Source organism: Woronichinia naegeliana WA131 (assembly GCA_025370055.1).
GTDB lineage: Bacteria > Cyanobacteriota > Cyanobacteriia > Cyanobacteriales > Microcystaceae > Woronichinia > Woronichinia naegeliana.
In genome coordinates this window covers 2,371,519-2,386,001 of record CP073041.1, presented here as the reverse complement: position 1 = coordinate 2,386,001, position 14,483 = coordinate 2,371,519, and the positions used below count along the sequence as shown (strand labels likewise).

General features: G+C 40.8%; 8 protein-coding genes and 5 pseudogenes. 3 read left to right on the top strand and 10 right to left on the bottom strand.

Annotated features, from left to right (window positions below; translation table 11 throughout):
• Positions 1-39 precede the first annotated feature (39 nt).
• The 3 genes and pseudogenes from KA717_12245 to cobA all read left to right on the top strand — a co-directional run bounded on the left by KA717_12245 (position 40) and on the right by cobA (position 6,052).
• A pseudogene (locus KA717_12245) lies at positions 40-1,321 on the top strand (ISKra4 family transposase).
• A 163-nt stretch (positions 1,322-1,484) separates the two neighbouring features.
• Entirely contained in the window at positions 1,485-3,785 is a 2,301-nt protein-coding gene (locus KA717_12240) for a LamG domain-containing protein (GenBank protein ID UXE64638.1), read from the top strand.
• 719 nt (positions 3,786-4,504) lie between these two features.
• Positions 4,505-6,052 carry a uroporphyrinogen-III C-methyltransferase gene (gene cobA, locus KA717_12235; GenBank protein UXE63330.1) on the top strand — a complete coding sequence of 516 codons (1,548 nt, stop codon included), beginning with the start codon at positions 4,505-4,507 and terminating at the stop codon, positions 6,050-6,052.
• Between the two features lie 94 nt (positions 6,053-6,146).
• Here the strand turns inward: cobA and KA717_12230 are convergent, their stop codons facing one another.
• The 10 genes and pseudogenes from KA717_12230 to KA717_12185 form a co-directional block, all read right to left on the bottom strand.
• Complete coding sequence (locus tag KA717_12230; GenBank protein ID UXE63329.1) at positions 6,147-6,833, bottom strand: hypothetical protein; 687 nt, start codon at positions 6,831-6,833, stop codon at positions 6,147-6,149.
• Positions 6,834-6,871: 38 nt separating this feature from the next.
• Entirely contained in the window at positions 6,872-7,357 is a 486-nt protein-coding gene (locus tag KA717_12225; protein ID UXE63328.1) for a hypothetical protein, read from the bottom strand.
• Between the two features lie 182 nt (positions 7,358-7,539).
• Positions 7,540-8,514 (bottom strand): annotated as a pseudogene (locus tag KA717_12220) (ATP-dependent 6-phosphofructokinase).
• A gap of 33 nt (positions 8,515-8,547) precedes the next feature.
• Positions 8,548-9,829 (bottom strand): annotated as a pseudogene (locus KA717_12215) (ISKra4 family transposase).
• 74 nt (positions 9,830-9,903) lie between these two features.
• A pseudogene (locus KA717_12210) lies at positions 9,904-10,092 on the bottom strand (6-phosphofructokinase).
• A 75-nt stretch (positions 10,093-10,167) separates the two neighbouring features.
• Positions 10,168-11,199 (bottom strand): dihydroorotate dehydrogenase-like protein, encoded by a 1,032-nt coding sequence (locus tag KA717_12205; GenBank protein UXE63327.1) that lies wholly within the window; start codon positions 11,197-11,199, stop codon positions 10,168-10,170.
• 135 nt (positions 11,200-11,334) lie between these two features.
• Entirely contained in the window at positions 11,335-11,952 is a 618-nt protein-coding gene (locus KA717_12200) for a radical SAM protein (GenBank protein UXE63326.1), read from the bottom strand.
• A 93-nt stretch (positions 11,953-12,045) separates the two neighbouring features.
• Positions 12,046-13,371, bottom strand: a pseudogene (locus tag KA717_12195) (IS4 family transposase).
• Between the two features lie 143 nt (positions 13,372-13,514).
• Positions 13,515-13,967, bottom strand: a complete 453-nt coding sequence (locus KA717_12190) for a DUF29 domain-containing protein (GenBank protein ID UXE63325.1) — start codon at positions 13,965-13,967, stop codon at positions 13,515-13,517.
• 10 nt (positions 13,968-13,977) lie between these two features.
• The gene (locus KA717_12185; protein ID UXE63324.1) at positions 13,978-14,424 is read right to left on the bottom strand and encodes a DUF29 domain-containing protein; all 447 of its coding nucleotides are present in this window, start codon (positions 14,422-14,424) and stop codon (positions 13,978-13,980) included.
• Positions 14,425-14,483 lie beyond the last annotated feature (59 nt).

Below are 14,483 nucleotides of genomic sequence, written 5' to 3'. Positions count from 1 at the left end.
TGTTAACATGGGATGAAAAGTGACAAAGAGGAAACAATGATGACAGCAAAACTAATTAATGTAGAGGGTTCAAAGATAAAAATAGAACTAACATTAGAACTCAGTCGTTCAATGTTGGATACAGAAATAAATATTCAAAAAGGCTTAAACGAAGTAGGTTGCATCGCCAGCAAAGAAGCCTTGAAATATTTAGATACAGATGGTTCACCCTTAAAAATCGGTGAAGAAATCTGGAAGAGTAAGGGAGAGCAACCGAAAGAATATCAAACACCTTATGGTGAGGTTATAGTGAATCGTCATGTATATCAGCGTTCACCTTTGAGGAAAAACGTATTGCCCCTTAGAAAGAGAAGCAAGGATAATCATAACATCAACGCCATTATTGGCAAAACAGGTATCCTCAAAAATGTCAGGGATGGCAGGCAAAGAGGTGAAAAATGATTTATTAGAAAATCATGGTAGAAAAGTAGCGCTATCCTATATCCAAAGATTGAGTGAAGCAGTAGGAAGTGTGGTACAGGCAAAAGAAGAAGCGTGGAGTTATGCCCCGCCCAAGGAGGATAGCCAAATTGCAACAGTGGGAATAGGATTAGATGGAACCTGTATGCTGATGTGTGAGGATGGCTACCGTGAAGCAATGGTGGGAACCGTTTCCCTATACGATAGTGAAGGCGAACGTCAACATACAATCTATCTAGGTGCGGCACCAGAGTATGGAAAAAAGAGTTTTCTAGAAAGATTAGAAAGAGAAATTGAGCGAGCGAAAAACCGTTATCCAGAGGCAACATTGGTCGGGATAGCAGACGGGGCAGAATCAAATTGGAAGTTTTTAGAAAAGCAAACGGAAGAACAGATATTAGATTTCTATCATGCCTCTGGTTACTTAGGTGCCTTGGCAGAAGCGTTGCATCCGAATACCGTGTCAAAACAAAAAGAATGGTTGACTGAAAATTGTCGAGAACTCAAGCATGAAAAAGGAAAAGCAGGAGAACTGCTAAATCTGATGAAAGAAGTCAAAGAAGAAAAAAGTCATTCTAAGAATCTTACCGAGAAACTACAAGCGGCGATTACTTATTACGAGAATCATCAGCATCAAATGGATTATGCTGAATACATAGAGAAAAAGTATCCGATTGGTTCAGGTGTTACGGAAGCAGCTTGTAAGACGTTGGTCAAACAACGATTATGTTGTTCAGGGATGCGATGGAAGGAAAAAGGAGCAGGAATTATTTTGAGCCTACGAGCTTTGGTATTGACCAAGGAACGATGGAGTCAATTTTGGGCAAAACTTGATCAATATGGGTTCCCTGTAGAACCCTGATTACAACAGCTTTTATCAACTAAAGGTCGCACCCCCTCATAATAACATTATCTCTGGCTATGGAAGTCATGCTTTCTTTCTACCCAATGGCATTTTATCGGCGGGACATAATGGGAATTGGTATTACGTTCAAGACACAACGACTTTCCCTGTCAATACTTGGATTCATGTGGCTGTTACTTATGATAGTGCTACTCAAACGATGAAACTATATAAGAATGGTCAACCAATCCAATCCGCAACGAGTGTTCCTCTCGTTAATACCTCCGATCGAAACATTGTCATTGGAGCATTTGGTACTCCTCGTGTTTCTGTATTTAAAGGGTCTATGGCTGAAGTCCGCATCTGGAAAGTCGCCCGCACCCAAGCAGAAATTCAAGGGGATATGTATCAGCGTCTCACTGGAAAAGAAGCCAATTTAGTGGCTTACTATCCTCTCGATAAAATCCAGACTGAAGGTTCCGTACGAAAAGTCTTGGACTTAGCAGGAAACAATCACGGTAATGTGACTGAGGCAATTGTTGTCGAAGAAAACAGCCTCCCCATTGTCCCGAATACTCTCCTTTGTAACGAGTATAGTAGCGTTTCTTTGGAATCCAATACTAATCGCAAGGTGGCGATGATGCGCCGTTTCTTTGCTCATCCCTCAACCAACGGACTCACATTGCTCCCTAATAAGCGAGTGGAGGCTTTGGAATTGAAATGGGTTGGTAATGCTCAATTCGCGCCCACTCTCTTGGGATATATTGAAGGCCCTCCCCCTGTTCCTAGTGAAAATTTAACCCTTTCTGATGATTACAATGGGGCAACTTCTGTGGAATTAACCATGTCGGAAGATGTGGAATTTAATTGGACGCGATCGCAGGATTCTGGTTTGGGAGCAACTTTGGAAACCTTTATGGGCGCAGGAGGTTCAATGTCGATTTTAACCGCGCCAATGGGTGTCGGTTCGTCAATTGAAACCAGTACCAAAATTGGTTTCAAAGGAAATTTTGATTTCGGCTATCAATTTCAAAATGAGAGTAGCATTACTTCTAGTTCCTCTTTGAGCATGACCGATAAATTAGAACTACGAGGAACACCAGAAGTTACGCCTAAATTTCCTCATCTTGGGGCGCGTTTTATTCCTAAAAACATCGGTTATGCTTTGGTCGTTTCGGCTCTGGCGGATGTTTTTGTCACCCGTCTGGCCCGTAGTGGTAAGATGATCGGCTATCAAGTACAACCTGTGGATGATATCCCTCCCGATGTCAATACCATTACCTTTTTGATGAATCCTGCCTATACGATGAATGGTAGCTTAGATGGCCTGACGGGAAGCAGTGCGACTAGCGAGCGATTCTTTAAGCACGTTCCAGAAATGCGCTCTCAGTATGGCTCTCTCTATCCTGCTAGTTACTACCGTCTCAAAGAAGCTTATGCTCTCAAACAACAGATTGAAGCGGAGGATAAACGTCGAGAATCCTATTTTTCTAACTTTGATGTGCGTTTAGTGGATGAAACTTCCTTAAATCGTAATATTGGTAGTGGGGATGCACCTACTACGGTTGGGTTACAACGGGAAGAAGATAAACCAGGCACTCAGATGACGGATGAGGAAAAGAAAAAAGCCCAAGACGATAAAGCCCAACAATTTCAAGCGAATGCTGAGAGTGGTACTGCTAAAACCAGTGAGGCCTCCAAGCAGAAACAAGCGGAGATTCAAAGCAAAATCGGCGACCAAGAGAAACGGGTACAAGCTACTGACAGTTTTGCTGGTTGGCAAAAACGCATGGAAAGTATCCAAATTCGCTCTGGTAAGCGTAATATTGTCAATACTTACGTTTGGGATGCCGATGGTGGACTACGGACAGAAGCCCAAAGTTTTGCCAATACGGTAGAGCATACCATTGGTGGCTCTTTTAGCCTGAATGCTGGATTAGGGATTGAAACTGAATTTTCAGCGTTTGGGGTTGATGTAGAACTCACTGCCCAAGCTACGGTAAACTTGACTCAAACCATGAGTAAAACGGAAACTCGGAGTAAGGGTTTTGAGTTGAATGTGGATTTGAGTGGTTTAGAGTATAAAGGGATTACGGATTATAAGGATCGGCCCATTTTGCCCGCAGAAAAAGTTGATCGGTATCGCTTTATGAGTTTCTATCTTGAAGGTAGTACCAATCATTTCCAAGACTTCTTTAACTACGTCGTTGATCCTGAATGGTTAGCCAGTAATGATGAGGAAGCGCGAGCTTTGCGTCAAACTCAAGCCGGAAAGCCGAATAAAACATGGCGCGTGTTACATCGTGTTACCTACATCGAACGTCCAGCTTTAATGGGATTTGGTCGAGATGTCCGTCAATTACGTGCGGCGGATGAACTCTCGGATCAGAAAACCTTATTGGCAAAAATTGCTAAATTAGAGGAAAGTAACCGTCAATTAGAGGCTAAATTGGATCAAATCCTTGATGCGCTCAAAAAATAATTGAAGTGCATTTGCAGAAAAAAAACTGACTGACGGACACATCTTTATCTTTTGTCTCTCAGTCAGAGGCACACAGAAAACGCAGTTAACCGAAGTTAAACAGCGTCAACTGCTTTATATTCGCTCCCCGATTGACCGATGGAGGCTTACGCTTCCGTGGTTCTAGGGTCTGGGACTTGCCTTTGTCCGTTTTCGCCTCCAATAATCAACTTCCTTGTGGTATCAATTACTGGAAACTTCCGAGTCCGTTCTAGCAATATTTCCTTTGTTTTTTAAAAAACAAGGAGGCGGGGAGTTCAAAATCCTCCCTTCTTGCAGGATACCTTCGGCAACATTGGTATTTGAGTGCAATACGACCCCATTATCTCTGGTAAACTGCTCACCAGCGCGAGCCTTTTTAAGAGTCTCGAACTGAGAATCGAGTTGTGACGTATCAACACTTGTCAATTCCAACAATCGCGCAACCTACGCGGTTTGAAACTTAATAACGATTGTAGCAAAAAAAGGAGGGAATTCTCTTATCGACAAGATTCTTTTTGCTCCGATTAACCCCGTTATACTTCGTTATTCCATGATCAGGTGTGTTGACAGAATAGGGTTGACTGTTCTTGAACGAACGCTTCTGCCATTTTTGCCTTGCTACCCAGATCGGGGTGAGCGCGAATCAGAGCCAGTTTGGCCTCTAAATCTAAATGATTAACAATAGAGGTCATTTGTGGATGACCCGAAAGATGAAACGCTTTAATGCTCCAGCTGGTTGTGTCTATTTGGTGGGGGCGGGCATTGGGCCGATCGCTTATTTAACGCTTCAGGCCCATCGGATCATTTCCCAGGCAGAGGTTCTAATTTATGATGCCCTGGTTGATCCGGGTTTATTGACGTTAGTACCGTCCCATTGCCTATTACAATCAGTGGGAAAACGGGGGGGATTACCCAGTACACCCCAAGGAGAAATTAATCAACTACTCGTGTCCTACGGATTAGCGGGAAAACAGGTGGTGAGACTCAAGGGCGGTGATCCTTTTATTTTTGGCCGGGCTAACCCTGAAATTCAAGCTCTCCAGTCCGCCAATTGTCCCTTCCAAATTATTCCGGGTCTGTCTTCGGCGATCGCTGCCCCCCTGTTGGCTGGTATTCCCCTGACGGATAAAGATTTAGGACAGGCTTTTGTGGTACTTACGGGCCATGAGCCGGAAAGCTTAGACTGGAATGCCCTGGCCAGAATTGATACCCTGGTCATTCTTATGGGCGGCCAAACCTTACCCGAAATTGTGCAGAAATTATTAGCCCAGGGCCGTTGTCCCCAGACTCCCGTCGCGATTATTAAAAATGCGGGCTATCGACATCAACAATTCTGGATCGGAAACTTAACTGATATTGTAGAAAAAACAGCCAATCTATCCCTATCACCGGCTGTCATTGCGATCGGCTCCATCATTAATCTAAGAACCATGTCAACCTCTCCTTCCTTACCCCTGCTAGGTAAAACGATTCTAGTAACCAGGGCGGCTGAACAGGCCAGTCAGTTTACTGATCTATTAAGGGAAAAAGGTGGGACGGTGCTAGAAATGCCAACGCTGACCATTCAGGCCCCTTCGGATTGGCAACCCTTAGATCAGGCTCTTCAAAATTTAAGACAATTTCAGTGGTTAATATTAACTTCTGCCAATGGCGTTAATTTTTTCTTTGAACGTTCGCAATATTGGGGACAGGATAGCCGAGCTTTACAGGGGATTAAAATTGCGGTGGTTGGCCAAAAAACGGCATCTGTTTTAGCCAATTACGGACTGAAAGCGGATTTTATTCCTCCTGATTTTGTGGCCGATGCCTTAGTTGCCCATTTTCCCGATCTCTTAGCTCAACAAACGATTCTATTTCCTAGGGTAGAAACGGGAGGGCGAGAGGTTTTGGTCAAGGAACTCAGTCAACAGGGGGCCAAAGTGGTGGAAGTTCCCGCCTATCAATCCGCTTGTCCTGAGACCATGCCCGCCCCGATCTGGCAAGCAATGTTGGAGCACCAGATTGACATTCTGACTTTTGCGAGTTCTAAGACCGTACAGAATTTTAATCATTTGGTTCAGCAACAATTAAAAAGTCACCCAGAGCAGGATTTCCAGAGATTATTAGCCAATGTTTGTATTGCTTCAATTGGCCCGCAAACGTCAAAAACCTGTCTGTCGTGTTTTGGTCGAGTGGATGTAGAGGCGAAGGAATATACGTTACCTGGTCTGGTGACGGCGATTTTGGACTGGGAGATGGGGGGATAGGGAGACTGGGGAGTAGGTTTGTGCCGTTAGTTTAGAACAGGCCGCTAAAATTTCCTGTATGGAAAGTTGGCTGGCCAAGAGTTTGAGGGCAAAGCTAACGGTTAGTTTGGTTTATTTCTTCTTCCAAATCTTCCAAACCATAGTATGCTGAGATTACACTAAATAGAATTCCATACAAAGGATTGTCTAATAAATCCTGTAGGACTTGATTAGCACCCGCTCTCATTGCTCTGATTAAACGTTGTTTTAGATCTGTATTCTGCTCGATTTCTTCAACAACTTGAACAGTTATAACTTTTTCTTTGTCAGTAAATTTTTCGTGGTTTTCAGTTTCAATTTCTTCAATTTTTTGTAACAAGTTAACATCAAGAGTTGATTTGTCAACAGGTGACTCATCATAGGTTTTTGAGAGTTTATTGAGAAGATTTTGAATTTCTTCGGCGGCATCTGCCAAATTTTGTTTGTTATTGTAGTAGGTATGACCGTTATAAACAGTATTTGACGTAATAATACGGTTATCAAAATAGGGTATGTACTGATCAGATAAACTTGATTTATGATCAAAGCTAATAACTTTTTTAAATGCAGTAAAAGAAGCCAATAATAACAAGCCAATGACTACAACAGCAACCTGCTGAATTTCTATCGAAGTATCATAAATTATCAATGTAAATAGTAAAGCAACTGACATCAAAGAAAGATAAATTCCAATCTTTAGAACATTAACTAATTCTGATGAAATTGATTGATTCTCTTGTTCATAATCGCGGGAGCCGTCCATCTAATTTTTCTCCTTGTTATCTAAAAAAGCTTTCTTATTTATTTTGGTTTAGAAGATTCTTTATCTTCTTTTTTTGTCTTGTTTCGAGAAGACTGTTCAAACCGAGTTAGTCCTCTGTATAATTCTACCACTTCTCCAATAGAATAACCAAGAGGCTTAATTAAACCAAGCATAATGAGTAAAGGGGAAATCAACGGAATAGAGCTAGTTGTTAACAAACCCAGAATAATAGAAATCAGACTAAAAATAACTGCCGTGCTTTCTCTATAAACTCCGAACTTTCGCTCATAGTTGATCTGGTTTGTACTTTGCAATAATTGAAAATCAGTATATTCTTTTTGTTGAATTTGTTCCTCTCTTTGCTTGATTAAGTTGAGGTAGCTTTGAGCCTCTTCAGGTGTTGCCGCAAGTCTGAGCTTCTCGTATAGACTGGTTTGTATTGGGTCTAAACTAGGTAGAGGCTGATTGGTAGGAACGATTTCACCAATTGGGCCAGCAGGTAATGATTTTTGCTCATTATCCATAAACTTGATCTAAAATCGTTGAAATTACCATGATTGATTATAGCCAAACGGCTAGAAATGGCCAACACGGAATTTCAATTTGAGACAATAAACCGCGATCGCCCCTTACCGATAAAGATAAAAAGCGATCGCCAAGCGTGATAATTTACAGTAAACTGCGATCGGCATCTATCCTTTCAAACTTAAGAATCTCCCAAATAAATCCCCAAGGAACGAGCGGTTTTCACCATAAAACCATGGGGATCAACGGGAAAAGCACAACGTTTCTCTTCATGGCATTGCTTAATTTCTTTAATCACTGGCCCTAAAGGAATATATTCTACTCGACCCGCTTGCCAGACGACGACCTGATCAAATATCCCTTCCTCAATTAACTCTACAGCCTTAATTCCATAGGCATTGGCTAATAGGCGATCGCTAGAAAGCGGTGTTCCACTTCGTTGCAAATGACCTAAAGTTGTAGCTCGAATATCTAAATGGGAAATGCCACAAAAAGCAGGATCATGACGTTCACAAAGATAGGTTGTTTGCTGATCAATTTTTTCCGCTAAATAATCACCAATATACTTCTCTTTTTTGCCCTCTAAATCTCTGACTCCTTCGGAAACAACGACCAAAGCAAAATGCCGACCTGACCCCCGTAAATTGACCAAACAATGGCAACAGTTATCAATAATTTTGGGAGTTAAACAGGGGGTAATTTCTGGAATTAAAATAATGTCGGCTCCCCCCGCAATCCCCGAATTGAGGGTTAAGTGACCCGCGTCTCGACCCATTACCTGCACAATCATAATTCGCTCATGGCTGGCAGCCGTAAAAGTGAGATCATAAAGAGCTTGAGTCACAATTTCAACGGCGGTGGAAAATCCCACTGCTAACTCCGTAAATGGTACGTCATTATCGATCGTTTTGGGAATCGCAATAATATTCCAATTACCTTTTTGGGCCAAATCATAAATAATATCTAGACTGCCATCCCCTCCAATAACAATTAAAGCATTTAGATTGAGCATTTTATAGCCCTTTAAAATAGATTCGGCGATCGCCGGTTGTTCAGGATGTCCCTTACTCAGAGAACCTAATACACTTCCGCTAAGAAATTGCAAAACATCTAAACCCTTTAACATACCAGGCAAAGCATAACCATGTTTTGTTAGGGTGCGACCTTTAGTTGATAAAAGCTGTTGTAATCAGGGTTCTACAGGGAACCCATATTGATCAAGTTTTGCCCAAAATTGACTCCATCGTTCCTTGGTCAATACCAAAGCTCGTAGGCTCAAAATAATTCCTGCTCCTTTTTCCTTCCATCGCATCCCTGAACAACATAATCGTTGTTTGACCAACGTCTTACAAGCTGCTTCCGTAACACCTGAACCAATCGGATACTTTTTCTCTAAGTATTCAGCATAATCCATTTGATGCTGATGATTCTCGTAATAAGTAATCGCCGCTTGTAGTTTCTCGGTAAGATTCTTAGAATGACTTTTTTCTTCTTTGACTTCTTTCATCAGATTTAGCAGTTCTCCTGCTTTTCCTTTTTCATGCTTGAGTTCTCGACAATTTTCAGTCAACCATTCTTTTTGTTTTGACACGGTATTCGGATGCAACGCTTCTGCCAAGGCACCTAAGTAACCAGAGGCATGATAGAAATCTAATATCTGTTCTTCCGTTTGCTTTTCTAAAAACTTCCAATTTGATTCTGCCCCGTCTGCTATCCCGACCAATGTTGCCTCTGGATAACGGTTTTTCGCTCGCTCAATTTCTCTTTCTAATCTTTCTAGAAAACTCTTTTTTCCATACTCTGGTGCCGCACCTAGATAGATTGTAGGTTGACGTTCGCCTTCACTATCGTATAGGGAAACGGTTCCCACCATTGCTTCACGGTAGCCATCCTCACACATCAGCATACAGGTTCCATCTAATCCTATTCCCACTGTTGCAATTTGGCTATCCTCCTTGGGCGGGGCATAACTCCACGCTTCTTCTTTTGCCTGTACCACACTTCCTACTGCTTCACTCAATCTTTGGATATAGGATAGCGCTACTTTTCTACCATGATTTTCTAATAAATCATTTTTCACCTCTTTGCCTGCCATCCCTGACATTTTTGAGGATACCTGTTTTGCCAATAATGGCGTTGATGTTATGATTATCCTTGCTTCTCTTTCTAAGGGGCAATACGTTTTTCCTCAAAGGTGAACGCTGATATACATGACGATTCACTATAACCTCACCATAAGGTGTTTGATATTCTTTCGGTTGCTCTCCCTTACTCTTCCAGATTTCTTCACCGATTTTTAAGGGTGAACCATCTGTATCTAAATATTTCAAGGCTTCTTTGCTGGCGATGCAACCTACTTCGTTTAAGCCTTTTTGAATATTTATTTCTGTATCCAACATTGAACGACTGAGTTCTAATGTTAGTTCTATTTTTATCTTTGAACCCTCTACATTAATTAGTTTTGCTGTCATCATTGTTTCCTCTTTGTCACTTTTCATCCCATGTTAACACTTTTCTTTTCCTTCATCAACTAAAGGTCACACCCTTTTGTTAATAACAATTCCTCTGCCTGATATTTGCCGTGGGCAATCTCGATAAAGCCATCAGTTCCATAGGGAATACCAAATACATCCCAACCTTTTAGAGTTGAAGCTTTAACAACGGCACGGATAACCGCATTCAATCCAGGGCAATCGCCCCCACTGGTTAAAATGCCAATGCGTTTTCTATCCATAACAGTAACGTTCCCTAATTGTTGACTACTAAACCAAGAAAAAAGTAAGATGTTCTCTTGAAAGATAGCCGTTAACTAACTAACTGATTCATAATGTTCAAGTGCCTTCCAAATAGGAGCATAGGTTTGTAGGGCTTTCATATATTGAATGCGTTCAAAAGCGGTGGGATCAGGACAATGAAGCTGACTCATACTCCCTTGCATTTGCTCCACTGATTCATACTCATTTTCCTCCATCCAGTGACGAATGTGCTCTTCTAAAACGCCAATGTAATCAATGCCATGACGTAATAAAACACTGACTAATTGGGTGACTTTTGCACCAGCCATCAGCATTTTTAAAACATCATTTGCATGGAGAATCCCACTGGTAGAAGCTAAATCGGCACTTATACGACCGTACAAAATGGCGATCCAGTGCATCGGCAAACGCATTGCCTGGGGTGTACTTAATAGCACATGGGGATAAACTTCTAGGGTTTCTAAGTTAATATCTGGTTGATAAAAACGGTTAAATAGAACGATACCATCTGCCCCATTTTCTGAAAATTGTTTGGCCATGTTAGCCATATTGCTAAAGTAGGGAGAAACTTTGATGGCGATCGGGATTTTAATTTCAGACTTGACCATTCTGAGAATATCGAGATAATTCCGTTCGACTTCACTCCCAGACAAATCTAAGTCTGTCGGAACATAGTAAATATTTAATTCTAAAGCATCGGCTCCAGCCTGTTCAATTTGTTGGGAATAGTCTAACCAACCGCCCAGGGTAGAACCGTTTAAACTACCAATAATGGGAATATTCAAATGTTCTTTGGCTTGGCGGATATGATTGAGATATTCATCGGAACCAACATGAAAAATATGGGGTTCAGGAAAATAAGTTAAGGCTTCAGCAAAACTTTCTGTTCCATGAGTTAAATGGTGATGTAAATCGAGACGTTCTTGGCGCAATTGTTCTTCAAAAAAGGAGTGGAGCACGATCGCCCCTGCTCCTGCATCTTCCATTTTTTTGAGATTATCAATATCCTCCGTTAAGGGAGCACAAGACCCAACTATTAGGGGAGATTTAAGGGTCATACCAAGATAGGTAGTTGTCAGTGTCATAGCAGTTTTTCTCCGTAATTAAGTTTTAAGTATTTCTCCCTTTTTCAGGGAGACTGGGGGGATGCAAGTCCAAACTAGCATTTATTTCTTCCCCCTTTTTAAGGGGGGCTGGGGGGGATCAAGTCAACAATATAATTAAGAATTATCTAGTCCCATTGCACCGCGAAAGCCTGTAATAATGCGGCTACCATCTTTAAGAATATGAATCTCCATTTGATCGCTAGCCCAATCCAGTCTATCCTGTAGCGCGGGATTAAAGACATGAACTCGTTGATTTTTAGAGGAAACTAAAGAATTGGGGTCATTAATGGCTAATTGTTCTAAATAGGGGCCATCTATTAATAAATCTAATTCGGCTAGTAATTCCTGGGCGTGGGGGGGAGCTTTATCGGATTTTAATTCTTCGAGGGTAAAACCTGTAAAGGACATAATGTTTAGCCCCTTGGTTTTTAATAGCTGGGCTAACTTCGCTAAATTTTCCGCTTGCCAAAAAGGTTCCCCCCCTGAAAAAGTAACGCCTTGATTTTTAGGCTTACTAAGAATTTTGTCGGCTAATTCCTCCACTGAGATTAATTGGTTTTCCTCGAACGACCAGGAAGCAGTATTGAAACAGCCTGGACATTCCCGTACACAACCCTGTATCCAAACAACGGCTCGGCGATCGGGCCCATTAACCTCAGATTCGTCAACATAGCCCATGATATTGAGGTAGCCTGGGGGAACTTTAAGGGGGGTTTCTAAGGTAGTTTTCATCATATTTTGATTGTAAAAAGTTTAGTTTAGAGCGATCGCTTTGTTGGATTGGACGCACACGATTGTGGGATTGGGCGCACGCCATCATCCGTGTCAACTTAAAGGAATGGGTTCCCAAATTTGTTGATTGAGAGCGGCCTTTTCTCGATGTCGCTTTCTCTCAGCTTTGACCAAACCAAATAACTTAGCACGTTCAGCCAGATAGGTTACTGTATCAGGCTTTTCTCCTCTAGCAATAGCCTTCGCTACATAGTATAGACTCCGAAACACCATCTCTACTGAGATTTTTTCTTTCGGTTGATTTAGAGCAATCGCCACTTCCCCTACCAATTGATTTAAGACCGTATAGAAAATCAAAGTGCAAATAATCTGGATTTGGACACCATTCTTATTCCCTACCCATAAATAGGCTAGTCCTAAAAGTCTTTTCGTTAATAAAAAGGCTTCTTCGATTGTCCATCGTCTTCGATATAAATCACAGACCTCTTCGGCGGACAGTTGTTCGGGAGACAACACATTTGTTAAATACTGATACCAGATTGTTCCCCATAATACTGAGACTAATCTCACCGGATGCTTGCAAGGATTAGAACGGTAATTTCCCATAATGATAATCTCATCTCTGTAATGACTACCTTGAGACAATACTTGTTTGGTTTTGTAAGATGTACCCGCTCTAAATCTGGTTAGAAAAAACTTTTTAGCTTCTGTTAACAAATCAAACCACACAAAGCTAAAAAATCCCATATCTACGAGAATTAAACCATTTTCTGGTAATTTAGCTGCCAATTCTTCACACCATATTTTATCATTTGATTTATCATTTTCTGTGTACCATAAAGTAACGGGTCTTTGGGTAAAGGCTTCCACTACCATCATTATTTTACCCCCCAATTTACTCTTTTCTTCTTTACTTATTTTCATATTTTTCCTTATCTGCTCTAGCGTTTAGCCATCTGCTATCCACACTGCACTAAACTTTTCTCTTATTTTTTCCCATTTTTCTCCTACTTGGAGCTTCTTCCCTTTTTCGGCTGCTTTTTCTAACACTCCTTTTAGTAATATTGCAAATATTTCGGCTGGCACATTCATCATTCTTTTTGATACTGCCTGTTTGCTTACTTTTAATGATGCTACCCATAGCAATCCCTCTTCCTCTAACAGTCTTACCGCTTCACTTATACCCGCTATTTGACGATACACTATACTTAACACTAATGCCACCATTACTGGTAAATTTAACACCCTATCTCTCATCATTTTCTCATGAGTTCCCTGTAAATATTTTAATGGTGTAAACATTGTGGGTTCTAGTAATTCAAACAACTCTTTTGTTATTTCAGGGATTTCTACCCCTGGCTGATTTGTCTTACGACGTAAGTCTGGGTTTCCTTTTCTCCGAGGATGTTGTCTTGCCATTTGTTTTTTGCTCACTTTTTTATATACTAACCTTTTTTTCAGCCTACTCTTACTTCCGCCTGCTTTTAGGCTAATCTTTTGTGAGTAGGCATTTTGGCTTAAGTTGACACCAATGGCACGCCATGCGCCCCTACTATATAAATTTAATTTTCTTCAGAAAAATAGTAATCATCATTCAGAATTTCTTCTTTTTTAAAGGGAATCATAACAGGAAAAATATCTGACTCAGTTTCAATAGAAGCTAGTTTTCTTGCTATTTGATAAGTTTCCTCTAGGACTTCATCAAAGTAAGAGTTTAAACTGGGACTTACTTCTAGAATATCTCGAAGTTCAAAACAGGCTTGCAGGGCAGTAGATGACCAATCATTATTGTCTTGAGGGGGTAAATATTTCCATTTTAATAAGCTGCGAAGTAAGGTTCTAAGATTATCTCGTAAATTTGCTTTCTCCATGAATCCCAAAGATTCAACTTCATCAATTAAATTTTCATAATCAAGCTGATCAAGTTGACGAGTTTTTAATAAATTTGTTGTTTCCTGTATCCATAAATAAAAATCTTTATTGTATAGAGTTTTGTCTTCAGTTTGTGTAATCATCCTAGCCTCGTTAGTCTTCGGGTAAATAGTCTGGATCAAGAATCTGTTCTTTTGTAAATGGTAAGTCAATAGGAAAAGTTTTAATATCAACTCCCATTTGAGTCGCGGCTAACAATCTAGCTGTTTCATAACATTCATCTAAAACACTATCAATATATTGTCCTAGACTGGGACTATCCCTAACAATTCGTTTTATATCAATGCGATTTCTAAGGAGTCCAACTTGCCAATCATTAACTCGCTCTGAAATTAGATATTTCCATCTTAGTAAATTCCTTAAAATATTTTCCAAGTGAATTTCTAAGTCGTCTTTTTGATTTTTACCTAAATCCTCGACTTCCTCAATAAGATTCTCATAATCTATTTGGTCAAGTTGACGATTTTTAAGTAAATTCACGGTCTCTTCAATCCACAGATTAAAATCTTGTTCATAAAGGGTTTTGGTTTGTGTGACCACGATCGCCTCTTTCACCTCTTAAAAAATCAAGCTGAGTTTGTAGGTTTGATCCCCCCTAG